Origin of the sequence: Streptomyces sp. NPDC021225 (genome assembly GCF_044332865.1) — a bacterium.
GTDB lineage: Bacteria > Actinomycetota > Actinomycetes > Streptomycetales > Streptomycetaceae > Streptomyces.
In genome coordinates this window covers 727,042-752,160 of the sequence record NZ_JBIRPV010000005.1, presented here as the reverse complement: position 1 = coordinate 752,160, position 25,119 = coordinate 727,042, and the positions used below count along the sequence as shown (strand labels likewise).

The following is a 25,119-nucleotide window of genomic DNA, read 5'->3' as shown; positions in this document are numbered from 1 at the left end:
GGGAGGGACAACAGACGTGTCCGGGAATTCCGGGAATCTCGTCGGCCACACGGAAACCGTGATCAGGTGCCCGCACGGCGGACGCGCGCGGCCGGCCTCCGTTCCGTCGTCCGGCGTGCGGCTCGACGGGCAGCCCGTGCCGACCGCCGATGACGTCTTCATGGTGGCCGGCTGCCCGCACACCGTCGATGGCGTCCCGCTGCCGTGCACCACCGTCCGGTGGACTCCGGACCGCGACGCGGTGCTGATCGACGGCGTGCCCGTACTGCTCGACACCTCCACGGCACAGTGCTTCAGCGCGGGGCTCGTGCCGCAGGGGGCGCCCGTCGTCGACGCCGCGCGGCAAGGAGTGAGGTGCGGATGAGGGCCCGGACGGTACGGACCGATATCGCGTTTCCCTTTCGTGTCGACCGGCGCGGGCGCACCGCGCATGCCGACTACGACGACCATGTGCGCGACCTGATCGAACAGTTGCTGTTCACCAGCCCCGGTGAGCGCGTGATGCGGCCCGACTTCGGGTGTGGGCTGCTGGATCTCGTCTTCACCCCCAACAGCCCGGAGCTGGCCTCCGCCGTGGAGCTGTCCGTGCAGGCCTCGCTACAGCGCTGGCTCGGCGAGCTGATCGAGGTGGAGTCCCTGGACGTGGTGAGCGAGGAGAACGTGGTGCGGGTCCATCTGCGGTACGTGGTGCGCTCCACCGCCAGCCGCCGCGACGAGGTGTTCGAGGGGAGGGGAGCCGCATGAGCGCCACACGTCGGCGCCTCATCAGGGCCGCCCACCTCAACGGGATCGACGCCGTCGAGGTCGGCGATGACGGGCTCACCCTCACCGTGACCTTTCTCGGCAAGGCCCCGCACGGCCTGTGCCCGGAGAACGTACGCGTCGACGGCGGCCGCCGGATCACCGGCATCGAGGTCGTCGAGATCTCCGTCGAGCGCGAGGAGGACCCCGAGCTCGACGACAAGCTGTACGTCACGGTCGACCGGGCCGGGGACACGTCCGTCTACCGGCTCTCCGTCGTCGAGACCGATCCGTACGGGCAGCCGGGCACCGAGCCCTTCCCCGGGTTCGACCAGCGGTACCACCAGGCGGAGTTCACCTTTCGGCCCGACTGTCCCACCCCCTTCGACTGCAAGGACGAAGGAGCGGACTACCCGCCCACCTTCCGCCCCGCCCCGGTCATCGACTACACGGCCCGCGACTACGACACCCTCCGCCAGGTCGTCCTGGACCGGCTCCGCCTCACCACCCCCGACTGGGTCGAGCGCAACGCCGCCGACCTCGGCACCACCCTGGTCGATCTGCTCGCCTACACCGCCGACCAGATCAGCTACCACCAGGACGCGGTGGCCACCGAGGCGTACCTCGACACCGCCCGCCGCCGGGTGTCCGTACGCCGCCATGTCCGGCTCATCGACTACCCGATGCACGACGGCTGCAACGCCCGCGCGTTCGTCACCGTCGAGACGGTCGAGCCGCTGACGCTGCGCCCCGGGGAATTCCGCTTCGCCGCCGTCGACGTCCGTACGCTCGGCCCGCTCGACCGCCCCGACCTCGGCACCGTGCTCGACGACCGCGAGCTGGCCGTGCTGGACGAGCGCGGCTCGGTCCAGGTGTTCGAGCCGGTCGTGGCCGACAGGCCCGCCCGGCTGCTGCCCGCCCACAACACCATCCGCCTGTGGACCTGGGGCGGCGATGTCTGCTCGCTGCCCGTCGGCGCCACCTCCGCGACGCTGCGCGACGAGTGGGCGGACGAGAAGTGCGAGGCCCGGAGGCTGGACCTGAAACCCGGCGATCTGCTGCTGTTCGAGGAGGTGCTGGGGCCGCGTTCCGGCACGCCCGGCGACGCCGACCCGGCGCATCGGCAGGCGGTGCGCCTGGCCTCCGTCACCCCGGCCGTCGACCGGCTGGCCGAGCAGCCGGTCCTGGAGGTCACCTGGGCGCGGGAGGACGCCCTCGCCTTCCCGCTGTGTCTGTCGGGCACGGCGGGCACGCGAGGCGGCACGGACTGCGCGCCGATCGAGGACGTGAGTGTGGCGCGGGGCAATGTGGTGCTCGTCGACCACGGCCGGTCGCTGACGTATCGCTGCGGCACCCCGGAGACCTTCACCGTGCCGCCCGTCCCCGCCGTCCTCGGCTCCTGCTGCCCGCCCGCCTTCGGCTGCTTCGACAAGGACGCGGGGAACGCGCCCGCACGCCTCATCGACTCGCTCCTCGACAAGACCGGGCACGGGCGGCTGCTGACCGGCGAGGACGTACGGGAGCTGTTCACCACCGTCGGCGAGGAGCCGACCGGCCGGGCCGGGATCGGCCTTGAGCTGGCCGGACAGCGGCGCGAGAAGGTGGTGCCCGGCACGGCGTACGCGCAGGCCGAGGCGTTGCGGACGCTCCTCGCCCAGTCCGTCTACCCGGGCATCGCCACCCGCTTCCGCCCCGTGCTGCACCGCTCCCCCGTGGCCCAGGCCGTGCCCTTCCCCGACCCGCGCCATATCGCGGCCGGTCAGGCCGGGCACCTGGCCGCCGTCCCGGACCGTGTCCGGAGCCGCCTCACCGAACTGTGGCGCAGCGCCCGCGACCGCGACGGGCTCTCGGACGCGGAAGTCGCCGAGCTCACCGTCCTGTTCGGGCTACGGGTGCTGGAGCGGCTCGAGCTGGCCCGCCATCCCGTCCGGGCGCTGCGCGAGCTGCTGCACCGCTCCGACCGGCTGCTCGACCCCAAGCTGCGGCGCCTCGACGTACTGACGGCGAGGGCGCGGGCGGGCACGGTCCTGGACGGGCGCATCGCCTGGGAGATCGCGCACAGTTGGGGCCGCGCGTACGCGGCCGGGCTGCACCCGGAGGACCCGGTGCTGCACGGTCCTGCCGCCGCGCTCGTCCAGGATCCCCGGGCCGCGCTCCCGGCCGTACGCGTGGACGAGGACGGCGCGACCTGGACGCCGCACCGGGATCTGCTGAGCTCCCGCCCCCGCGACCGGCACTTCGTCGGCGAGCTGGAGGACGACGGCCGGCTCGCGCTGCGCTTCGGCGACGGCAGGCACGGCGCCCGGCCGAAGCCCGGGGCGCACCTCGCGGTCCACTACCGGCTGGGCGGCGGAAAAGCGGGCAACGTGGGCGCCGAGGCGATCAACCATCTGGTGCTCTGCCGAGACGCGGACGCGGCCGACACCGGGCGGCCCATGCCGGTGGCCGGGGTGCGCAATCCGCTGCCCGCCGTCGGGGGCACCGAGCCCGAGCCGGTCGAGCAGGTGCGCCAGCTGGCCCCGCTGGACCTCAGGCGCACCCGGCACCGGGCCGTCACCGCCGAGGACTACGCGGCGCTCGCGTCCGGGCTGCCCGGGGTGCAGCGGGCGGCGGCGGAGATCCGCTGGACCGGCAGTGTGCAGGAGGCGCACATCGCCGTCGACGCGTATGGGACGGGGGCGCCATCCCCCGCGCTGCTTGACTCGGTGGCGCACGTCCTGGAGGGCTACCGCCGGATCGGGCACGACCTGGTGGTCGGCCCGGCCCGCCCCGTACCGCTGGACATCGCGGTCGAGGTGTGCGCGGCGCCCGGGCATCAGCACGGGCAGATCCTCGCCGAGCTGTACCGGGTGCTGGGCGGCCGCCGGCTGTCCGGCGGGCGGCTCGGCTTCTTCCACCCCGACGCCCTGACCTTCGGCGAGCCGGTGCGGCTGAGCCGCCTGGTGGCCGTGGCGGCTGCGGTGCCGGGGGTGCTGAGCGTAGAGGTGGTCCGGCTGCGGCGGCTGTGGCACGAGGGCCTCGAGGGGCCGAAGGAGCCCGACGACGGCACGTCGTACGAGACGTCGGGCGGCGAGGCGCTGGACGAAGGCGTGCTGCGGATCGGCCCCCTGGAGATCGCCCAATGCGACAACGACCCCGACCGGCCCGAGAACGGCCGCCTGGCCATCGAGTTGAAGGGGGCCAAATGAGCGACCACCCGAACACCTGCGGATGTGGCTGCGGTGGACACGACGAGCGCCGGGCCCCCGGCGCCCCGCACAACCCGCCCGGCCGGGCGGCCCTGGACTACCGGGTCGGCGAGTACGGCTCCTTCCTGGCCGCCATGCTCGACCGGCTCGCCTCGCCCGCCTACCCGGCGCTGCGCGGCCTGACCGTACGCACCCCGGACGACCCGTCGATCGGGCTGCTGGACGCCTGGGCGGTCCTGGGCGATCTGCTCACCTTCCACTCCGAGCGGATCGCCGACGAGGGCTATCTGCGCACCGCCGACGACTACCGCTCGCTCACCCTCCTGGGGCGGCTGGTCGGGCATGTCCCGCGGCCGGGCGTGGCGGCCGACACCCACCTCGCGTACACGCTGGACCGGGATCCGCGCGCCGAGGACGTGGTGGTGACGATTCCGCGCGGGGCCATCAGCCACAGCGTGCCCGCAGCCTCGGGGGAGGAGTCGCAGACCTTCGAGACGAGCGAGGACCTGACGGCCCGCTGGGCCTGGAACGAGCTGGCGGTGCGGCGCCGCCGCCCGGCCCTGCTCGGCCCCGACGACCTGCGGCGGCGGTCGCGGCTCCTGCTGGCCGGGACCTCGCTTGCGCTCGCCGTCGGCGACCGGCTGCTGTTCGTCTTCGGCGGAACGCCGGACTCCGGGAGCGGTCAGGGGGCACCTCCCAGCGGTAGCTGGGGGAGGCTGCTGCTGCCGGTGGCGGCGGTGAGCGTCGACCGGGAGGAGGACGTGACGGCGATCGGGCTGCCGCAGTCCGCCCCGCCGTCCCTCAAGGAGCTGGTGGACGAGGTACGCCGGTGGATCACCGACCCGGAGGCGGCGGAGGACCCGGACGACCGGGGGGACGCCGAGCCCACCCCCGACCACCCCGATCCGCGCCCGGTCAGCCGGCTGATCGAGGACTTCGACGCGCAGGTGCTGGCGCCGCTGCGGGCCGACCTGGAGGGGATCACCACGCCGGGCCAGCTCGCCCGGCGGCTGGCCGAGCCGCACGACCGGCTGGCCGAGGCGCAGGTGCTGGCCGCCCCGTACGAAGAGGTCGCCGCCTGGTTCGAGCGGCTGGAGGCGGTGATCGGCGAACTGCGGGAGCGGGCCGGGGAGTCGGAGGCCGCCCGGTCCGACACGGTCCGGCCGCGGTCGCAGCTCGCCGCGGACCGGCCCCTTGAGACAGCGGCCGAGGCCGCCGCGCCGCACGGCTCCGCCGCCGTGCGCGCGCTCGGCGCCGTACTGCCCGCCCTGCGCACCCGCGTCGTACGGCCTCCGTCCGGCGCCGGGTCCCGGGCGGCGCATGACCCGGAGCGGCTGTTCGCGCCGGGCTCGGACCTGGCCGCCGGGCTGCTGTCCGCGCTGGACCCGCGGGTGGCCGACGGGATGTACGCGGCGTGGCGCCGGGCCGCCCCGCCCAGAACCGCTCCCGCCGCTCCAGCCGCTCCCGCCGTCCCCGTGCTGCGCGAGCTGCTGGCGATGCGGGTGACGGCCGCGCCCTTTGGGGCGACGGCGCCGCTCAGGCCCGTCCAGGACGACCGGGGCCGGGTGATCCGGCAGGCCGACTGGCCACTGACCGGCGGCGAGTTGACCAGCGTGCGGGTCGTGTTCGACCCGGCGGGCAAGGTGCCGGCGAAGGCGGAGTTCCAGCACATCGAGACCGGCACCTCGTGGCAGGTCAGCGAGAATCTGCCCAGGGACACGGAGTTCGACCTGGGCCCCGGCAAGGTCCGGCTGTCCACTCGCGTCGGCCAGGACCACGACCTGGGCTGGCTCAGGAGCCGCCCCACCGACTCCCAGGAGCCCGGGGTCACGGCGGTGCTGCTGCCGGGCCTGCCCGCGCTCACGCTGTTCGTCTCCCGGCCCGCCGAGGACGGCCGGGTGCAGGTCGTCGTGGCCAACGGCGACCCGCGGCAGTGGACGCTGACGCGCGGCCAGGCTCCGGTCCACGTCACCTACGGCCGGTACGAGCTGACCGTCCGGTACACCCCGGGCAGCGAGCCGCCGGCCGTCGAGATCGGCATCGCGACCGTGCCGGAGCCCGCCAACCGCTATGTCCTGCCGCTGGACTCGGTGCAGAGCTCCCTCGCGGTCGGCAGCTGGGTGGCCATCGAGCGCCCGCGCAAGGGCTCCACGGAGCCGGACGGCATCCCGGGCGACAAGAAGCTCGCGTTCGTCACCACGCGCGTGACGGCCGTGCGCACCGCCGCGTACACCAACTACGGCATCACGGGGCGCGGCACCGAGCTGACGCTCGCCGACCCCTGGCTCGACGAGCACGACGTCGTGCTCTCCGCGATCCGCGACACCACCGTGCACGCGGGCGGCGAGGCGCTGCGCCCGGCGGACGAGCCTCTGGGCGAGGACGTGCACGGCAACGAGATCGAGCTGGCGGAGCTGTACGACGGGCTGCGGCCCGGCCGCCGGATCGTCGTCTCCGGCGAGCGCACTGACATCCCAGGGGCGGCCGACTCGTCAGGTGTGCGCGGCACGGAGCTGGCGGTGATCGCCGCCGTCGACCAGCGCGTCGACCCCGAACTGCCCGGCGACCATGTGCACACCACCCTCACCCTCACCGCCGATCTGGCCTACCGCTACCGCCGCGACACCGTCCGCGTCCAGGGCAATGTGGTGCCCGCCACGCACGGCGAGAGCCGCGACGAGGCGATCGGCAGCGGCGACCCCGCCCTCGCCAACCAGACGTTCGCTCTGTGGCAGTCCCCGCTGACCTGGCTCCCGGCCGGCAACCCGCTGGGTGCCGTCCCCGCGCTGGAGGTGCGCGTCGACGGGCTGCTCTGGCACCGGGTGGACAGCCTGGCCGGGCGCGGCCCGCGCGAGCGGGTGTACGTCACCGGGACCGCCGCGGACGGGCGGACGACGGTGACGTTCGGCGACGGTGTGCACGGCGCGCGGCTGACCGGCGGCCACGAGAACGTACGGGCCCGCTACCGCTTCGGCACCGGCCGGGCCGCCAACGTGGCGGCGGACCGCGTCACCCAGGCCCTGACCCGGCCGCTGGGCGTCACCGCCGTCACCAACCCGCAGCCCGCCACCGGCGGCGCGGACGGCGACGGCCCGGGGCTGACCCGCCGCACCGTCCCGCTCGCGGTGTCCGCGCTCGACCGGCTGGTGTCCCTCCAGGACTACGAGGACTTCGCCCGCTCGCGCGCGGGCATCGGCCGGGCCACCGCCCGCGAGCTGTTCGACGGGCGGCGCAAGGTGCTGCATGTGACGGTCGCCGGGGTGGACGACGTGCCGATCGGCGAGGACTCGCGGGTGCTGCGCGCGCTGCGCTCCTCGCTGGCCGCCTACGGGGACACCCGGCTGCCGGTGCGCGTGGACGTACGGGAGCTGGTGCTGCTTCTGCTGGTGGCACGGGTGAAGGTGGCGCCGGACCACTCCTGGGAGCTCGTCGAGCCCCGGCTGCGCGCGGCACTCCTCCGCAACCTGGGTTACCTGGGCCGCGAGTTGGGGCAGCCGGCCCTGCTCTCCGAGGTGCTGGCCACCGCCCACGCGGTGCCGGGCGTCGACTATGTGGACGTGGACGCCTTCACCGGTGTCCCGGCCTCCAGCACCCCGCGGGAGCTGGCCGAGCTGGCCGCCCGGCTCACCGAGCCGAGCGCCGCGGTCCCCGCCCGGTGTGCCGAGTACGCCGAGGAGACGTACCGCGTGAGCGCGGCGGACGGCGAGACACTCACCGGCGTCGCCGGGCGCCACGGCATCCCGCTCGCCGAACTGCTGCGCCTCAACCCCGACATCACCGACACCCGCCGGCTGCCCCGCGGCCGCTCGGTGTCCGTCTTCCGCGGCATCCGCCCGGCCCAGCTCGCGCTGTTCTCGCCGGAGGTCCCGGACACGCTGATTCTCACGGAGGTCACATCATGAGCAGGGAGCCGGACGGGCTCGCGGAGCTGCTCCCGCAGTGGCATCGCCTCAGGGACGCGGAGGCGGGCGAGCCCCTGCGCGCCCTGCTCGCCGTGATCGCCGAACAGGTCGATCTGGTACGCGACGGGGTCGAGCGCCAATACGACGACTGGTTCGTGGAGACCGCCACCGCGTGGGTGCTGCCCTACCTGGGCGACCTGGTGGGCTACCGCCCGCTGCCCGGCTACGAGCGGGTCCTGGCCACCGGGCTGCGGGACGGCGGGCCCACGCACGCGTCCCGGCTGCGGCTGGCCGAGGCGCTCGCGCCGCGCCGGGACGTGGCGGCCACCGTCGCCAACCGGCGGCGCAAGGGCACGCTCGCGCTGCTGGAAGAGCTGTCCGTATCGGTGGCCGGGTGGCCCGCGCGGGCCGTGGAGCTGTCCCGGCTCACCGCACACCACCAGCCGGTCAAGCTGTACGGCGGAACGGGCGGCGCGGCGGCGGACACCCGCCGCCTGGAGCGCGGCCGGCTCGCCGATCTGCGGGACGGGTCGGCGCTGGACCTCGCGGGCGGGCCGTTCGGGACGGTGGCGCGCTCGGTGGACGTACGGCGCGCGGGCTCCCGGCGCGGGCAGGGCGGCTACACCCCGGCCGGGGTGCGGCTGTTCGTGTGGCGGCTGAAGCCGTACCACCTCACCAACGCGCCCGCGTACTGCATCGACCGGGCCCGCAACCTCTACACCTTCTCCATCCTCGGCAACGACACCCCGCTGGTCACCCGCCCCGAGCCGGAGCCGTCCGCCGCCCACATCGCTGCCATCGACAACGTGCCCGCGTACATCCGCCGCAGGCAGCTCGCGGACCGGCTCGCCGACTACTACGGGCCGGGCAAGAGCTTCACGATCTGGCGGGACGGCCAGGACGAGCCGGTGCCGCTCTCGGACATCGTGGTGGCCGATCTGACGGACTGGCGCTACCGGGCCAAGCGCGGCCAGGTGGTGGTCGACCCGGAGCTGGGACGCATCGCCTTCGGCTCGCGCTCGGCGCCGCGCCACGGGGTCTGGGTCACGTACCACCACGCGTATCCGGACGACATGGGCGGTGGCGAGTACGAGCGGGACGACCGCGAGACCTCCCCCGCCGCCGAGGTCTACCGGGTCGGCCCGGGGTGTGCGCACCAGCGGATCATGGACGCGTACCGGCAGTGGCAGCACGACCGGCGGGGCGGGCGGTGCGGCCCCGAGGGCATCATCGAGATCACGCACAGCGGCGCCTACCAGGAGCAGCTGGACTTCGACCTGGACCCGGGCGACCGCCTCGAACTGCGCGCCGCCGAGGGGACGCGGCCGGTGATCCGGCTGCTGGACTGGTACAGCAACCGCCCCGACGCGCTCAACATCCGGGCGCGGGAAGACCATGACGGCGGCGGCGAGGCGCCGCGCATCGTGCTGGACGGGCTGCTGATCGCGGGGCGCGGCCTCAATGTCACCGGGCCGGTGGGCGCCGTGGTGCTGCGCCACTGCACGCTCGTCCCCGGCTGGTCCCTGGAGCCGGAGTGCGAGCCGCGCTCGCCCGACGAGCCCAGCCTGGTGCTGGAGCGCACCACCGCGTGTGTGCAGATCGAGCGCAGTGTCCTGGGCACCATCGAGGTCATCGGCGAGGAGGTGCACACCGACCCGCTCGCGATCCACATCCGCGACAGCATCCTGGACGCCACCGGACACGACCGCCCGGCCCTGTCCGCCCCGGACTGCCGCCACGCGCACGCCGTGCTGTACGCCCACCGCACGACCGTCATCGGCGAGGTGCACACGCACGCGGTCGAGATCGGTGAGAACAGCGTGTTCACGGGGCGGATGCACGTGGCCCGGCGCGGTGTCGGATGTCTGCGGTTCAGCTATGTGCCGCCGGGCTCGCGCACCCCGCGCCGCCACCGCTGCCAGCCGGACCTGGTGGGGGCCGGGGAGGCGTGGCGGGTGCGGCCGCGGTTCAGCGGCGAGCGGTACGGCACCCCGGTGTACGGCCAGTTGGCCGCCGGGTGTGCGGAGGAGATCCGCCGGGGCGCCGAGGACGGGGCCGAGATGGGCGCCTTCCACGACCTGTACCAGCCCCAGCGCGAGGACAGTCTGCGGGCGCGGCTCGCGGAGTACACCCCGGCGGGCACGGACGCGGGAGTCATCGCCGTGACATGACACCGAGACCCCGACCCCGAGACCCCGACACCGTGCCCGCAGCCGCCGCCCAGACTTCCCGAACCTCCGAGGGGGACCTCTTCCATGCACGCCGATCTCTCGCGTCTCACCTTTCGGCCCGACCGCCACTACTCGGCGGTGGTTGCCCAGCAGGGCCGCGTACAGCTGGACGCCGACGCCAACGAGCAGGCCGCGATCCAGCTCCACCAGGCCCGTACGATCGCCGCCGACCTGATCGGGCAGCACGGCGGCCCGGCCGGGGACACCGGCTTCCACATCAAGTTCAAGGCCGGCAGCCGCGAGCTGGACGACCTGCTCATCGGCGGCGGCCGCTACTACGTCGACGGCATCCTGTGCGACGCGACCCGGCCGCTGCCCGGGGTGGCGGTCGACGACGAGGAACCCGCGGAGGGTGAGGCGGACGACGAGCCGGACGCGCCGCCCGCCACCTGGTCGTACTGGGACCAGCCCGACGCCTACCGGGACCCGGAGCGGCCGGGCGACCGGCTGCCGGACCGCCCGTTCCTGGCCTGTCTGAAGGTGTGGGAGCGGTCGGTCACCGCGGCCGAGGACCCGGCGCTGCGCGAGGTGGCGCTCGGCTCGGCGATGCCGGACACGGCGGCGCGGGTCAAGGTGGTGTGGCAGGTGCTGCCGCTGGCGGGCTCGGCCCTGGAGCTGGAAGACCTGGAGAACGGGGCCGGCGCGACCAAGGACCAGGTCCGCAAGGCGTTCGGGGACTGGGTGGCGAAGTCCGGGGCGGCCACGTCCCGGCTGGCGGCGCGCAGCGAGCGGCCGGAACACGCGGACGAGGACCCGTGTCTGATCCGGCCGGACGCCCGCTACCGGGGGCCGGAGAACCAGCTGTACCGGGTGGAGATCCACGAGGGCGGCACGGCGAAGGAGGCGACCTTCAAGTGGTCGCGGGAGAACGGTTCGGTGGTGTTCCCGGTCGATGAACTCGACGGCACTTGGGTCGAGTTGGCCACCCTCGGCAGTGACGACAAGCTGGATCTGAACGTCGGGGACCGGGTCGAGTTCGTGGACACGGCCTACACCAGCCGTGGCGAGCCGCTGCCGCTGCTGCGGGTGGAGGAGGTCGACCTGCCGGGGCGGCGGGTGCGGCTGTCCGGCGAGCCGGAGCCGGGCGTCGGGCGCCGCCCGGAGCTGCGGCCGTTCCTGCGCCGCTGGGACCACCGCGAGGGTTCGCGGCGGGCGCGCAAGGGGACGGCGGGGCGGCTCAGGCACGGCGCGGTCCGGGTCGAGGAGGGCCGCTGGCTGCCGCTGGAGGACGGCGTCGAGGTGTACTTCGCGCCCGACGCCACCTACCGCTCCGGCGACCACTGGCTGATCCCGGCCCGTACGGCCACGGGCGCCGTCGAGTGGCCGGTGAACGCGGCCCGCAAGCCGCTGCTCCAGGCCCCGTCCGGGATCCGGGTGCACTACGCGCCGCTCGCGTGGGTGGCGGCCGAGGAGGCGGAGGTGGATCTGCGGATGGCGTTCGGTCCGCTGGCCGCGCCGGTCCCGGCGGCGGACGCGGCGGCGCTCGCGGCGGAGGCCGAAGCGGAGGCCGAGGCCAAGGCCCGGGCGGAGGACGAAGCGCAGGAGTAGGCCGGGCGCGGGGTGGATTGAGCCCCACGCCGACGAGATCCGTACCCACACCACGTACCCGCTTCGAAGGAGCACAACGATGGCCACTCCCCTGACCGCCGACCGCCTGCTGAAGGCGCTGCGCGACGAGGGACTGGAAGTCCACGAAGTCCGCAGCTGGCGCACCCACAACCGCAACTCCAAGGGCCCGTGGGGCCCGGTGAACGGGGTGATGATCCACCACACCGTCACCAAGGGCACGGCCTCCTCGGTGGCGCTGTGCTACGACGGCCACTCGGCCCTGCCGGGGCCGCTGTGCCACGGCGTCATCGACAAGTCGGGCGCGGTCCACCTGGTCGGCAACGGCCGCGCCAACCACGCGGGCCTCGGCGACCGCGACGTGCTCAACGCCGTCATCGACGAGAGAGCGCTGCCCCGCGACAACGAGGCCGACACCGACGGCAACCGCCACTTCTACGGCTTCGAGTGCATCAACCTCGGCGATGGCGACGACCCCTGGCCGGAGGCGCAGAAGCTGGCCATCGAGAAGGTGTCCGCGGCCATCTGCCGCGCCCACGGCTGGACCCAGCGCTCGGTGATCGGCCATCTGGAGTGGCAGCCGGGCAAGGTGGACCCGCGCGGCTTCTCGATGGACACCATGCGCTCCCGGATCGCCAAGCGCCTGGGCGCCAAGCCGGACGGCCCCGCCCCGCAGCAGCCCAAGCCGCCCGCGACGTACGAGCCGTTCCCCGGCTCGGCGTTCTTCCAGAACGGCCGCGAGAGCAGGATCATCACGGCGATGGGCAAGCGCCTGGTCGCCGAGGGCTGCGGGCGCTACGAGGAGGGGCCGGGCCCGGAGTGGACCGAGGCGGACCGCAAGTCGTACGCGGCGTGGCAGCGCAAGCTGGGGTACTCCGGGGACGACGCGGACGGCATCCCGGGCCGCAAGAGCTGGGACAAGCTGAAAGTCCCGAACGTGTAGCCGTCATGTGTGGTGAGTACGAGACAGCGACACGCCGTAGCGTCGGCGTGTCGCTGTCTCGTACTCACCACAAACTCACTGCCGAACCTCGGCTCAGACGCGGGTCGGCAGCGGCCCTCCGTTGTAGGCGATCGCGTCGGCGAACCATCCGAAGGGGTTGGGGTCGCTGCCGGTGCGGTCCGCGTACGCGCGGTGCAGGTTGAGGACGATGCGCTCGGCGTCGGGCAGCTCGGCGAACTCGCCGAGCGAGCAGGCGCGCGCCGCCTCCAGCGGCGTCAGCCCGTCCCGCAACCCCGCCTCGGCCGCCTCCAGCACCAACCGGTAGTAGCGCCGGTGGGTGTCCAGCACCTCGGGCAGGGTGTTCGCGTCGATCAGCGGGCCGTGCCCGGGTACGACATGCTCGGGCTCGAACGCGGCGATCCAGTCGAGCGAGCGCAGGGCGCCCTCCACGGATCCCATGAACACCAGCGGATTGACCTGGTGGAAGAGCAGATCCCCGGCGAACAGAACACGCTCTTCGGGAAGCCACGCGACGGCGTCCCCCGGGGTGTGCGCGGCATATCCGGGGTGATGCAGTTCGACGCGCCGCTCCCCCACGTGCAGCGTCAGCGCCGTACGAAAGGTCAATCCGGGCGGCCGCCGGGTCACCCCGCCCCAGTCCGGCAGCGGATCCCAGGCGGGCGGACAGCCGTCGATCACGGTGTCGGCCAGAATCCCCGCGCGGGTCGCCTCATGCGCGACGATCACCGTCGACTCGGGCAGCAGGCTGTTGCCGTGGGTGTGGTCGCCGTGCAGATGGGTGTTGACCGCATACCGCACCGGCGCGCCGCCGGTGACCTCGTCGACCGCGCGGAGGAGGTTCCGGACACGGCGTTCGGTGGCGCAGGTGTCGACGAGCACGACCCCGTCGTCCGTGGCCACGACGCCCGCGTTGTTGACCCACCACGAGCCGTCCGGCTGGATCCAGCCGTACACGCCGTCGGCCACGGGCTGGAGGGTGCCGGTGTCTGCGGTCATCGGTGTGCGGCACATCCTCATAGCTCTCCTGGCGGTCACTCGCTTCGGCAATCGTCCCACGGTGCGCCGAGGACCGGCTCGGAAGGCGGTCGACGGCAGCTCAAGTAACGGGATTGCGCGGGGTGTTGGTGGCGTGGCGGCGCGCCGCCCGATTGCCGCCCGGTGCCTCCGCTCCATCCGTACGGGTTGTTTGGCGGCTTATACCGCTTATTCGCCGTGGGACCGGAGCAGAACGCGGGCGAGCGGGGCCGCGGGCGGCCGGGTGGCCCGCTCTCGGCGAGGAGCTTCGGCCGGGGAGGGGGTGAGTCCTGTGGAAGAAACAACTGAGGTCTACGAGTCACCGGAGGTCACGGAAGCCGGTGACTTCACCGAGGTCACGGCGGGCGGCATCTTCGGTTTCCAGTACGACGGCGGCTTCTACCCGTACAACTGGTATCCGGGCTGACAGGTGGTCGGCGGGGGCGGGCCGGGCCCGTCCCCGCCGGCTGGACGGATGGTGGCGAGTTGAGGCGGTGCGGGTGCTCAAGGACACGTGGTGGCTGATCCTGCCGGACACGGAGGCGGCGGCCGCCCTGGCGGATCGGCTCGGGGTGCGGGACCTGGATTGTCTGCGCCATGCGTCGGGGCGGCCGTGGCTGCTGGGCCGGTGGCGCGGCGCGGAGGCGGTGACGGCCGAGGCGGGGGACGCGCGGGTGGCGGTGTTGGGCCGGTGCCCGCTGACCCCGGAGGCGCTGCGGGCGAGGGTGGCGCGGCTTCGGGACGTACGGGAGGTGGAGGGCGCGGTCGGGCGGGTGGCGGGCAGCTACCACGTGTTGGCCTCGGTCGGGGGCCGGGTGTGGGCGCGCGGCACCGCCTCGGCCGCGTGCCGGCTGTTCACCGCCCGCGTAGGGGGTGTGCCGGTTGCGGCGCCGGGCGCCGATGTGCCGGCCGGGCTGCTCGACGCGGCCCCGGACCACGAGATGCTGACCGCGCGCCTCATGGACCCGCCCATCTCGTGGACGGCGCTGGGCGGGCGCACCATATGGCGCCACGTGCGGGCGGTGCGGCCCGACGAGGCGCTGGTGTGGGAGCGGGACGGGGCTCAGCGCACCGTGCGGTGGTGGCGTCCGCCCGCGCCGGAGCTCGGGTTGCGCGCGGCGGCCGAGGGGGTGCGCGCCGCGCTGACCGAGGCGGTGGCCACCTGCACGGCCGGTGGCCGGACCGTCAGTGCGGATCTGTCGGGCGGCCTTGACTCGACCAGCCTGTGTTTTCTCGCGGCCGCCCAAGGCGAGGCCGAGTTGGTGACGCTGCGCTGGGAGGGCGTGGACGCGCAGAACGACGACGTCGTCTGGGCGCGGCGGGCGGTCGCGGCGCTGCCGGGGGCCACCCATCTGGTGGTGGCGCAGCGCGAGACGCCGGACTGGTTCGCCGGGGTGGACGGGATGCGCCTGGCGACCGAGGAGCCGGTGGCGTGGGCGCGGGATGTGGCGAAGCAGAGCGATGTCCTGGAGCGCGTGGGGGCGCACGGTTCCCGGCTGCATCTGTGCGGAGGTGGTGGAGACGAGCTGTTCACCCCGTCGCCCGCGCACCTGACCGACCTGGTGCGGTCGCATCCGCTGCTGGTGTCGCGGCGTCTGCGGCGCCTGCGCTTCGACTGGCGGGTGGGCCGTACGGAGGCGCTGCGCGCGGTCTGCGACCGGGGCGGCTACCAGCGGTGGCTGCACCGGGCGGCCCGCGATCTGACCGCGTCGCAACCGGCCCCGTCGGCGAGCCAACTGGGCTGGCAGCCGCCGCCCCGTATGCCCGGGTGGGCCACCCCCGGGGCGGTACGCGCCGCCGCGGCGGCACTCGAAGAGGCCGCTGCCCGCTGCCCCGGGCCACTGGCCCCGCAGCGGTCTCTGCACGCCGTGCTCTCGCAGGTGCGTGAGGGCGGCAACGCGATCCGTCAGATGAACCAGGCTCTCCCCGGCCCCCGTTACGCGATCCCCTACACCGACGACGCGGTCGTGGCCGCCGCGCTGTCCGTCCGCCCGCTGGAGGCGAGTGTCCCGGGCCGCTTCAAGCCGCTGCTGACCGAGGCGATGGACGGCATCGTGCCGCGCGAGATCCTGCGCCGCACCTCGAAGGGCCGCTACGGCACCGACTTCTACCGCGCGCTGCGCCGCCGACGCGGCGAGATCCTGGCCCTCCTGGACGGTTCGCTGCTGGCCAAGGCCGGTCTGATCGACCCGGAGCGGCTGCGCCGCGCCCTGCGTACACACGCTTCGGTGCCCGAACTGGCCCTGGTGACGCACACCGTGGCCGGTGAGATCTGGCTGCGCTCGGTGGCCGAGCGACCGCGCCCATGGCCCGTTCAACCAAACGGAGGTGCTCGTTGACACCCATCGTGTTGCGGCCGCAGGTGACCTGCGCGACCACCGAGGGCGGCATGGTGCTGCTCGATGAGCGGTCCGGGCGCTACTGGCAGCTGAACACCACCGGCGCGCTCATCCTGCGCCACCTCCTCGACGGCGAAACACCGCGGCAGGCGGCCGCAGCGCTGGCCGGCAGATACCCCGCGGCCGCCGACCGCGCCGCCGGGGACGTCGAGCAGCTCCTGGCCACCCTGCGCGAGCGCGGCCTGCTGACCGATGCCCCGGCGCCCGACCCGACGCCCGCGCCGGGAAGGATCACCCCGGCGCACCGCGTACTGACCGCGCTGTGCGCCGCGGCCGCCGGCCCACTGGCCCGCGCCCGGCCCCGCCACATCCGCGCCGTGCTCCGCCTGCTGCGCCGCGGCGCGTCCCCCGCCACTCCCGAACAGACCGCCGCCGCCCGGCACGCCGTGGTCACGGTCAGCGCCCGCTGCGCCGCCACCCGAAGCTGTCTGCGCCGCTCACTGGCCACCACCCTGCTGTGCCGGGCCCGCGGGGTATGGCCGACCTGGTGCACGGGGGTGCGTACCGACCCGTTCGGCGCACACGCCTGGGTGGCCGTGGACGGCGAGCCGATCGGCGAACCCGCCCACGAGCGCGGCTACACCCCCATCATCACCGTCCCCCCGGAGCGGAGGTCGAGACGGCGGTAAAGGCCGTGTCCCCGCCGACAGCGCGCCCGGCGTCGTCACACTGACAGTGGACAGCGACCGAGCAGCGCCATTCCCGGAGGGTCACCAAGCCATGTCCAAGACCGTGGACGCACCCGTCATCCTGAGCAACGAGCCCGGGAGCTTCGCCCGGAGCGTGCTGGCCGAGCGCCACCCGGCGCTCATCGAGAGGGTGCGCGGCGCCTTTCCGTACGGCCCCGGGCAGCACCGGGCGCTCGACGCCCTGCTCACCGAGTCCGCCGAGGGCGTGATCGGCCCGCTCGGCCCTGGTGCGCCGGACCGCGACCAGTGGGCGGAATGGGGGCGTGGCTACTTCGGCCGCTCCTGGTTCGACGTTCCGTTCCTGTGGGCGGAGAGCTACTTCTACCGGAAACTCCTCGAAGCGGTGGGCTACTTCGCGGCGGGCCCATGGCAGGGCATCGACCCGTTCCGGCCCTTCAAGCAGGCCGAGCTGCACACCGAAGAGGCGGCGGCCGAGCTGACGGCGCTGGACCGCCTCGCGCTGCGGCCCGTCGGCGAGCAGGCGCAGGCGCTCCTGTACGGATCGCTGTGGGGCAACCGCGCCGACCTCGGCTTCAGCATGACCCCCGGTGGCCGGGCCGCGGCCGGCGCCGAAAGTCCGCTCATCGCGGACGACTCAGCATCGCTGTGGTCGCTGCTGCCCGCCGGAGGCCCGAACACGGTCTGCCTGGTCGCGGACAACGCGGGCCGCGAGCTCGTCCCCGACCTGCTCCTCGTCGACCACCTGCTGCGACACCACCACGCCGAACTCGTCACCCTCCATGTCAAGCCGTACCCGTACTACGTCTCCGACGCCATGGCCGCCGATGTGATCGACTGCCTGCTCCACCTCAAGCGGGCCGACGGCGTCGCCGGCGTGGTCGGCAAGCGGCTGTGGGAGTGGATCGGGCGCGGCCGGCTCACCGTTCGAACCCACGCGTTCTTCTGCGCACCGCTGCCGTATGCGGATATGCCCGAGGACCTGCGCCAGGAGTTCGCGGACGCCACCGTGACCATCATGAAGGGCGACCTGAACTACCGGCGCCTCGTCGGTGATCAGCTGTGGCCCCCGACCACGCCGTTCGCCGAGCGCACCGCGTACTTCCCCGGCCCCGTGGCGGCCCTGCGCACGCTGAAGTCCGACGTGATCGTCGGACTCGACGAGCGCACAGAGGCGTCGCTCGTCGCCGCGCACGACCAGCGCTGGCGCACCAGCGGCACCCACGCACTCATCCAGGCGCGCCGATGACGCGCCCCCGAGCCATCCGGGTAAAGGCCTTCACCTGGCATGCGGCGCGGGGGCGGAGCGGCGGCGAGGAGCTGACCCGCACATGCCTGCGAGCCGGGCGGTCGGCGGAGGTAGCGTCGGCGTGTGCCGTGCCGGCCGGTACGGTGTGCCGCTCGATGGAAAGATGACTGATGTCCCCGACGATTCGCAGGGCCGTGATCCCCGCCGCCGGACTCGGCTCCCGTCTGCTGCCCCTGACGAAGGCGATCCCGAAGGAGATGCTCCCGGTCGGTGACAAGCCGGTCATCGAGCACACCGTGCGCGAGCTGGTGGACTCCGGCATCACCGACATCACCATCGTCGTGTCCGGCGGCAAGAGCCTCATCCAGGACCACTTCCGCCCGAACCCCGCCCTCGTCGAACAACTCCGCAGAGACGGCAAGACGGCCCACGCGGACGAGGTGGAGGAGGTCGCGGAGCTGGCCCGCCGGGGCCACATCACCTACCTCGACCAGTACGGCCCGTACGGCAACGGCACCCCGGTGCTGAACGCTGCCCGTGCCTTCGGCGACGAGCCGGTGCTGGTGCTGTGGCCCGACGACGTCTTCGTGGCCGAGATCCCCCGCGCCCAGCAGCTGATCCGCGCGTATGAGCAGACCGGCTGCCCGGTGCTGGCCCTCATGCCGATGGACCCCACCGACTCCCAGCGCTATGGCGTGCCCATCGTCAAGGAAGACCTCGGAGATGGCCAACTGCGCATCACCGGCCTGGTCGAAAAGCCCAAACCCGATGCCGCCCCGTCGGCGTACGCGGCCATCGGCGGCTACGTCGTCACCCCGGGCATCATCGACGAACTGCGCGAGCAGACCCGCCGCTGGTACGAGCGCAAGACCGGCGAGGTCTACCTGACCGACGCCGTCAACGCCTACGCCTCCACCCGCGCGGTGTACGGGCAGGTCATCAAGGGCCGCTGGTACGACACCGGCAACCCGGCCGACTACCTGGTCGCCCAGATGGCTTTCGCCCTCGCCCACCCGGAGTACGGTCCCGTCCTGCGCGGCCTGGTCGCCGGACTCGACGTCGACCGTGCCGCCGCTCTCCCGTCGGAAAGCGGTACCTGACCTGCCGCGCGCGAGGCCCAGCCTCAACGTCGGCCGTCGCCGCGGGGCGCACGGCAACGGGCACGGATGAGCGCGATCACGGTGTCGGCGGTGTGGTCGAGGTAGCTGCGGCCATCGGGCAGCCGCGCCTCCGGGCTGATGTAGCTGTGCGTCCCGAGGTGAGTGGCCGGGTCGAGCCGATGCACGGTGATCTTCCCGGCGCGGCCGGCCCGGTTCCATCCGCTGCGGCGGAACAGCGGCCAGCGCTGAGGGAAGATCCAGGTGCCGACCCGCTCGATCCAGTCGCTCGCGCTGGTGAGCCGATGCACATGCTCGGCATGGGTGAGGTCGTTGGCGCCGTTGTGGAACCCACCGAGCGTGATCAGCAGAAGCGGGGAGCGCAGCTGGTTGTGCAGTTCCTCCACCGCACCGGTGGCGACCTGGGCGCCGCCGCTGTAGCTGAGCAGCACGATGGGGATACCGCTGTCGGGCTGGTAGCCGGCAAGCCGGAGCTGCGTAGCGATCTGGGAGCCGACGGCCCGGTTGTACAGGGGGCGGTACCGGTGGTCGGCGGCGACAAAGATCTGCATGACATTGTGCAGGAACAGCAGCAGCCCGATGTGGCGGCGCAGCCACGCCCACACCGGTCGGTCGGCGAGCGGGTCGGCCAGCGGCGAGTAGGGCTGCACCTGACCCAGTACCCGCAGCTCCGGCGCTCCGGCGATCAGGGCCTTGACCAGCTGGCCGCCGTCCCGGGTGTCACGGACGCGGCGTTTTCCGATGCCGTCCAGGTAGACCAGGTAGGCGTCCGGGAGGCGGTCAGGGGCCGCACCGCGGGCATAGGGCACTCCCTTCGGGAGTTCGGTGGTAGGGGCCCGCCAGCCGGCGCTGTAGGCCAGCACCTCGTAGCGCGCCAGCAGGGCTTCGGCGAGCAGAGCGGGCCCGAGCAAGCAGGCCCAGAGCAAGAAATCGTTCATGCGATCGGCTCCGGCGCCTCGGTCGCACTGATCCTCACGACCAGACGCCGGACGGCCTCTACCGCGACACCGAGCCCGACCCCGGAGACGGCCACGCAACCGGCGGCGGACCACCAGCCCACCCCGGTCGCCGCGGCGAGCGCACCGGCCAGACCGGCGCCGACCCCCATGAAGAGCAACAGGTGGAGCAGGGGCCCGAGCAGCGGGAACGCGAGGACGGCGGCGAGCAGCAGCGGGGCGACCAGGTCGGGTGTCCACGCCAACCCGCCTTGTGGCGGAGCGGACAGCACCAGCCTGGCCAGGGTCCACGCGGTCAGCGGCCACAGCGCGAACACGGCAGCCTCGACGAGGCCCCCGGGCAGCAGCAACCCGGCCACAAAAGCCCGCGACATGCCGGGCCGGCGCGATACCAGAGGCAGGATGCGTCCGGCGGCCTCCGACAGCCCGGCGAGCACCAGCAGAACGAAAACGGCGGATGACATCACTCAGCCTCGCTGTGACGGATCGCGAGGAGCCGACCGACTGACCGAGCCGACCGCACTCAGGTACCGCTCGAGTTCGTCCGCGGCGCGCCGATATCCCCCCGCCTCGCGCTGGGCCACCTGCATGGTTGTCGCGGCTGCCTGGAATCGGGGGTCGTCGAGCAGGCGCCGCGCGAGGGCACGCACGGAGGCCTCGGTGACGTCCTCCGTACGCATCGACAGGCCGGCGCCGAGCTCGGCGACGCGCCGGGCCACGATCGGCTGGTCGGCGCCCTGCGGGATCACCAGCGAGGGAACCCCGGCGTACAAGGCCTCGTTGGCGCTGTTCATCCCGCCATGGGTGACGAACATCGCCGCGCGGGCCAGTACCTCGGGCTGCGGCACGGAGCGGCGGGCGAGCACGTTGGCCGGCAACGGACCCAGCGCGGCGGGATCGGTGTGCCCGGTGGAGACGATCACGGTGCCGCCCAGCGGGGCGAGCGCGGTGGCGAAGGTGCGCAGCAGCTGCGGGTCGGCGTTGAACACCGTGCCCAGCGAGGCGTACAGCACCGGGTCCCGCAGCTGATCGGCCGGGAACGACGGATCGGCGGGGCGGGCGCCGACGCTGGGGCCGACGAACCGATAGGAGTCGTCGAAGTCCTCGACGGCGGGCTGGAACGCCCGCGAGGTATAGACCAGATTGAGCGGTTGGCGGATGTTTCCCACGTCGAACAGTGGCAAGCCACGCGTGTCGAATCGGCGGTGCAGCCCCCAGCGCGACCGCAGGTAGCCCTGGATGCTGCGGGGCCGCGCCGCCGCCGCGGCCAGCAGCTCCCACGAGCCGCGGGTGGGACTGGGCACATGCCGGTTGAACGCGAACGTGGTGTGCGACGCCGCCGCCGGCACCGCGAGTTCGCGGGCGGCGACCGCGCCCCACAGACAAGCGTTGTCGTGGACGACCAGGTCGGGCTGGACACGGCGCAGATCGGTGAGCACAGCGGGCAGCAGGCGGACGGCGGTGCCCGCAAGCCCCTCTATCAGCGTGAGCGGCGTCGGCCGCTCGGGAAGCGGCTGCTCGCCCCCGGGGTAGAGGCACACCGTCGCGCCCGTGGCCTCGATCTCCTCACGGAACGCGGGCGAGGTGTAGTACGTGACGGTGTGGCCACGCCGGACAAGCTCGGCCACGACCGGCAGCGTCGGGTTGACGCGCCCGTGCATGGCGATGTTGAGGAATGCAATGGTGCTCACAGTTCGCCCCCCAGTACGGCGGAAGTCGATGCCGGGCCCGAACCGGCCGATGTCGCGGAAAGGCCGTCGGCCCGATACAGGCCCGGCCCACTGATGCGCAGCCCGTCGAGAAAGCGCCCCGCGGCGAGGAACGCGGTGTTGATCAGCCGCTGGGATTGGCCGAAGTCCCACGGGGCCGGCCAGGCCTCGATGCCGGTCGGCAGCACGACGGTCGGGATCTGCTTGGACACCTCGTGCAGGTCACGCTCGATCTGATGGCGCAAGAGCAGCAGCCCTGCCCTGGCCGCGATCGCACTGGCACGTCGGGGCGGAAGGGCGCGGCTCAACGGCGAGCTCTCCGGCCCGGTCGACACCACCACCACGCTGGCCGCCCCAGCCCGCCGGGCCGCCATGACCGGGACATAGGCGACCACCCCACCGTCGACGAGCGTCCGGCCCTCACGATCCACCGGGGGCAGCATCCCGGGAATGGCCGCGCTGGCCAGCAGCGCGGACTCGAGGTCTCCGTGGTCGAGCAGCGCCGCGGCACCGGTGCCCAGGTCCATGGCCACCGCGGTGAACGGAACCGTCAGCTGCTCGATCCGCGATGGCAGCCCAGCCTGGGCGATCAGCCGGCGCAGGCCTCGGTCCGTGAAGACGCTGGCCCGTGAGAATGAGAACCAGTAGCCGAGCGGATACACCTCACGACGACGCAACGTGCTCCACACATGGTCCAGCCACGGCGCGGCCCGGTCGGGGTGCGCGGCCGCGATTGCCCCGTTGAGCGCGCCCACCGAGGTTCCGATGATCATGTCCGGGACGAATCCGCGCTGCTCCAGCGCGTACCCCACACCGACATGCGCCGCTCCGAGCACTCCGCCGGCGCCCACCACCACGGCCACGGGACGGGGAAGGGCTCGCAAGCCCGCCGGGGTCGCGTCCCCGGGCGGCCGGCCCAAGGGCACGGGCCGCGTCTCCTCATCGCTGGTCATTGCTCCGACGCCTCTCATGGCCACGACCTCTCACCGAGTCGCCCCACTGAGGCCACAGGCGTCCAAGTGGCCGATCTCCGCCAATCAACCCTCATGATCCACCTTTCTCGCCATGGCACCGGCTCGGGGGCTTCCGTAGCAAGGACCGGGAGGCCACGCGATGTGTGACACCCTTCGCCTGGCGTGTGCCGACCGCCCGCCAGGCAGCACGAGCCTCCGTGCATCTGCCTGGGTGCGGCCGCGCAGCGTGTGGGCGAGGTGGCGGCGGGCTTCGGGGGCGCCGACGGCTCGTCAGCCGATGGGTTCCGGCATGGGGTGCACGGCGTAGGCGAGGCGGATGGTGTCGCCGGTGGCGGGGTCGCCCAGTTCCACGCGCCAGGCGTCGGCGAACTGGTCGACACCCGGGGCCATGGGGATGGTGCCGGAGATGAGGACGGTGCCCGGGTTGAGGGCGTCGCGGGAGCGCAGGACGTCGACCCAGTAGGCGGGGGTGAGGAGTTCGGCGAGGGTGCCGTGCTGGATCTGGGTCTCGGTGCCGTCGTGGGTGACCCAGGCGCGCAGGGTCAGCTCGTCCAGGCGGCCTTCGATGTCGGCGAGCCGCCAGGCGCGGCGGGCGAGGACGTCGGGGCCGGCGTTCTTGCTCCAGGCCACGCCGTGCACCTCGAGGTCGCGGTCGGTGTGGTCGCAGGCGGCCGTGAGCAGCAGCTCGCCGTCGCCGGCCACGACGAGCGCCCACTCGGCCTCGCCGGAGGTGCGCCGGTGCTGGACCGCGACGCGGTCGATCTGCTGGGCGAGGTAGGGGGCGACGGGGTAGAGCGTGGGGGTCACGGTGGGGGTGGGCACGCCGAGCTCGGCGAGTTCGGCGATGTGCGCGGCGACGTCGTCCTGGCTGCGCCCGGCGTACCCGGCGTTGAGGACGTGGACGATGTCGACCTCGCGTGTCGATCCGTCCGGCAGTTCGAAGGTCAGCTGGGCCATGAGGGGGCTCCCGGAGTTCGGGTGACGGTCCGCGGTTGGGGATTTCTCCGCGGTTAACTTCTTGCGCAGGGCTTGCGCATACGACCTGTATACAAGAAGTATGCCGGAAGGTCGATGTCTCCGAACAAGGATGGGAACCATGCACGACACCACCAAGGACGATCCGAGAGCGTCCGAGAGGCGCTCCGGCGTCCGGCGGGCCTTTGTCGCGAGCCTGACCGGCACAGCCCTGGAGTGGTACGACTTCGCCGTCTACTCCGCCGCGGCGGCCCTGGTCTTCGGCGATCTCTTCTTCCCTTCGGAGGACCCGCTCACCGGCACGCTGCTGGCCTTCTCCACATACGCGGTCGGCTACGTCTCGCGCCCGCTGGGCGGGATCGTCTTCGGCCGCCTCGGCGATGTGATCGGCCGCAAAAAGGTGCTGATCGCCACACTGGTCCTGATCGGCGCGGCCACCTTCCTGATCGGCGTCCTGCCCACGTACTCCACGATCGGGGTCGCCGCCCCGATCGCCCTGGTCGTGCTGCGGTTCGCGCAGGGCGTGGGCGTCGGCGGCGAGTGGGGCGGCGCGGTGCTGCTGTCCAGCGAGTTCGGAGACCCGCGCCGCCGCGGCTTCTACGCCTCCGCCGCGCAGGTGGGCCCGCCCGCGGGCAACCTCCTGGCCAACGGCGTCCTGGCCGCCCTCGGCGCGCTGCTGACCGAGGCGCAGTTCGAGGCATGGGGCTGGCGCGTGGCCTTCCTGCTCTCCGGCGCCCTCGTCGCCTTCGGCCTGTGGGTCAGGGCGAAGCTGGAGGAGACCCCGGTCTTCAAGGCGATGGAGGCCGAGCAGTCCCGGCCCGAGGCGCCGATCCGCGAGGTCTTCACCACCCAGCCCCGCGCCCTGCTCGCCGCGATCCTCTGCCGCGTCGGCCCCGACGTGCTGTACGCCATGTTCACCGTCTTCGTCCTGACGTACGCCACCGGAGAACTGGGCATGTCGCGCGGTTCCGCCCTCGCGGCCGTCCTCATCGGCTCCTCGCTGCAGGTCTTCCTGATGCCACTGGCCGGTGCCGTCTCCGACCGGATCAACCGTCGCGTGCTGTACGGCTGTGCCGCGGTGGCCGCCGGTGTGTGGCCGTTCCTGTTCTTCCCGATGATCGGCGGCGGCAGCTGGGTCCCGCTGGCGCTCGGTGTCGTGGTGGGCCTCGTGATCCACTCCTTCCTGTACGGGCCGCAGGCCGCCTTCATCGCCGAGCAGTTCTCGCCCCGGCTGCGCTACACCGGCTCATCGCTGGCGTACACCCTGGCCGGCATCATCGGCGGCGCCGTCGCCCCGCTGCTGTTCACCACCCTGCTGAGCGCCTACGGCAGTTGGCTGCCGCTGGCCCTCTACATCGCCGTCGCCGCGGCCGTCTCCCTCGCGGGGGTGTTCCTGGGCCGCGATCCCGAAGCCGCCGTCGACGAGGACGCCCGGCTCGCCACACCGGCCGCGCAGGCCACGGCCGACGCCGTCTGACCCACAGCC

Annotated in this window: 19 protein-coding genes; 13 read left to right on the top strand and 6 right to left on the bottom strand. The window is 73.3% G+C overall.

What is annotated here, in order from left to right:
- The first annotated feature begins 16 nt into the window (after positions 1–16).
- From ACH4S9_RS25410 to ACH4S9_RS25380, 7 genes are all read left to right on the top strand, one after another.
- The gene (locus ACH4S9_RS25410; protein ID WP_398373940.1) at positions 17–364 is read left to right on the top strand and encodes a hypothetical protein; all 348 of its coding nucleotides are present in this window, start codon (positions 17–19) and stop codon (positions 362–364) included.
- Positions 361–744, top strand: a complete 384-nt coding sequence (locus ACH4S9_RS25405; RefSeq protein ID WP_311728432.1) for a GPW/gp25 family protein — start codon at positions 361–363, stop codon at positions 742–744. The genes ACH4S9_RS25410 and ACH4S9_RS25405 overlap by 4 nt, the downstream gene beginning before the upstream one ends.
- The gene (locus ACH4S9_RS25400) at positions 741–3,929 is read left to right on the top strand and encodes a putative baseplate assembly protein (protein WP_398373939.1); all 3,189 of its coding nucleotides are present in this window, start codon (positions 741–743) and stop codon (positions 3,927–3,929) included. The genes ACH4S9_RS25405 and ACH4S9_RS25400 overlap by 4 nt, the downstream gene beginning before the upstream one ends.
- A complete protein-coding gene (locus ACH4S9_RS25395) occupies positions 3,926–7,831 on the top strand; it encodes a putative baseplate assembly protein (RefSeq protein ID WP_398373938.1) in 3,906 nt (1,301 codons plus the stop codon). Before ACH4S9_RS25400 ends, ACH4S9_RS25395 begins: the two co-directional genes overlap by 4 nt.
- Positions 7,828–10,002: a hypothetical protein gene (locus ACH4S9_RS25390; RefSeq protein WP_398373937.1), complete on the top strand. Its 2,175-nt coding sequence runs from the start codon at positions 7,828–7,830 to the stop codon at positions 10,000–10,002. The genes ACH4S9_RS25395 and ACH4S9_RS25390 overlap by 4 nt, the downstream gene beginning before the upstream one ends.
- Positions 10,003–10,086: 84 nt before the next feature.
- A complete protein-coding gene (locus ACH4S9_RS25385) occupies positions 10,087–11,610 on the top strand; it encodes a DUF6519 domain-containing protein (protein WP_385348193.1) in 1,524 nt (507 codons plus the stop codon).
- 79 nt (positions 11,611–11,689) lie between these two features.
- Complete coding sequence (locus ACH4S9_RS25380) at positions 11,690–12,571, top strand: peptidoglycan-binding protein (RefSeq protein ID WP_311728426.1); 882 nt, start codon at positions 11,690–11,692, stop codon at positions 12,569–12,571.
- A gap of 93 nt (positions 12,572–12,664) precedes the next feature.
- Here ACH4S9_RS25380 and ACH4S9_RS25375 read toward each other — a convergent pair whose 3' ends face one another.
- Positions 12,665–13,588 carry an MBL fold metallo-hydrolase gene (locus ACH4S9_RS25375; protein ID WP_398373936.1) on the bottom strand — a complete coding sequence of 308 codons (924 nt, stop codon included), beginning with the start codon at positions 13,586–13,588 and terminating at the stop codon, positions 12,665–12,667.
- Between the two features lie 310 nt (positions 13,589–13,898).
- Between ACH4S9_RS25375 and ACH4S9_RS25370 the strand changes: the two genes are divergently transcribed.
- The 5 genes from ACH4S9_RS25370 (at position 13,899) to ACH4S9_RS25350 (ending at position 19,001) form a co-directional block, all read left to right on the top strand.
- The gene (locus ACH4S9_RS25370) at positions 13,899–14,033 is read left to right on the top strand and encodes a lasso RiPP family leader peptide-containing protein (protein ID WP_311728424.1); all 135 of its coding nucleotides are present in this window, start codon (positions 13,899–13,901) and stop codon (positions 14,031–14,033) included.
- A 73-nt stretch (positions 14,034–14,106) separates the two neighbouring features.
- Positions 14,107–15,945, top strand: coding sequence for an asparagine synthase-related protein (locus tag ACH4S9_RS25365; protein WP_398373935.1), 1,839 nt, complete (start codon positions 14,107–14,109; stop codon positions 15,943–15,945).
- A complete protein-coding gene (locus tag ACH4S9_RS25360; RefSeq protein ID WP_398373934.1) occupies positions 15,942–16,634 on the top strand; it encodes a lasso peptide biosynthesis PqqD family chaperone in 693 nt (230 codons plus the stop codon). The genes ACH4S9_RS25365 and ACH4S9_RS25360 overlap by 4 nt, the downstream gene beginning before the upstream one ends.
- A 91-nt stretch (positions 16,635–16,725) precedes the next feature.
- Positions 16,726–17,901: a damage-control phosphatase ARMT1 family protein gene (locus ACH4S9_RS25355; RefSeq protein WP_398373933.1), complete on the top strand. Its 1,176-nt coding sequence runs from the start codon at positions 16,726–16,728 to the stop codon at positions 17,899–17,901.
- Positions 17,902–18,071: 170 nt separating this feature from the next.
- Positions 18,072–19,001 carry a UTP--glucose-1-phosphate uridylyltransferase gene (locus ACH4S9_RS25350; RefSeq protein ID WP_398373932.1) on the top strand — a complete coding sequence of 310 codons (930 nt, stop codon included), beginning with the start codon at positions 18,072–18,074 and terminating at the stop codon, positions 18,999–19,001.
- A gap of 23 nt (positions 19,002–19,024) precedes the next feature.
- Here ACH4S9_RS25350 and ACH4S9_RS25345 read toward each other — a convergent pair whose 3' ends face one another.
- From ACH4S9_RS25345 to ACH4S9_RS25325, 5 genes are all read right to left on the bottom strand, one after another.
- Entirely contained in the window at positions 19,025–19,957 is a 933-nt protein-coding gene (locus tag ACH4S9_RS25345) for a hypothetical protein (RefSeq protein ID WP_385348173.1), read from the bottom strand.
- Positions 19,954–20,439 (bottom strand): hypothetical protein, encoded by a 486-nt coding sequence (locus ACH4S9_RS25340; protein WP_311728419.1) that lies wholly within the window; start codon positions 20,437–20,439, stop codon positions 19,954–19,956. The genes ACH4S9_RS25345 and ACH4S9_RS25340 overlap by 4 nt, the downstream gene beginning before the upstream one ends.
- Before the next feature lie 3 nt (positions 20,440–20,442).
- The gene (locus ACH4S9_RS25335) at positions 20,443–21,666 is read right to left on the bottom strand and encodes a macrolide family glycosyltransferase (protein ID WP_398373931.1); all 1,224 of its coding nucleotides are present in this window, start codon (positions 21,664–21,666) and stop codon (positions 20,443–20,445) included.
- On the bottom strand, positions 21,663–22,637 hold the full coding sequence (locus tag ACH4S9_RS25330) for a patatin-like phospholipase family protein (RefSeq protein ID WP_398373930.1): 975 nt from the start codon (positions 22,635–22,637) through the stop codon (positions 21,663–21,665). The genes ACH4S9_RS25335 and ACH4S9_RS25330 overlap by 4 nt, the downstream gene beginning before the upstream one ends.
- A 291-nt stretch (positions 22,638–22,928) precedes the next feature.
- The gene (locus ACH4S9_RS25325; protein ID WP_352129008.1) at positions 22,929–23,615 is read right to left on the bottom strand and encodes a DUF2848 domain-containing protein; all 687 of its coding nucleotides are present in this window, start codon (positions 23,613–23,615) and stop codon (positions 22,929–22,931) included.
- Between the two features lie 139 nt (positions 23,616–23,754).
- Here ACH4S9_RS25325 and ACH4S9_RS25320 point away from each other — a divergent pair, with 139 nt between their 5' ends.
- The gene (locus ACH4S9_RS25320; protein ID WP_398373929.1) at positions 23,755–25,110 is read left to right on the top strand and encodes an MFS transporter; all 1,356 of its coding nucleotides are present in this window, start codon (positions 23,755–23,757) and stop codon (positions 25,108–25,110) included.
- Positions 25,111–25,119 lie beyond the last annotated feature (9 nt).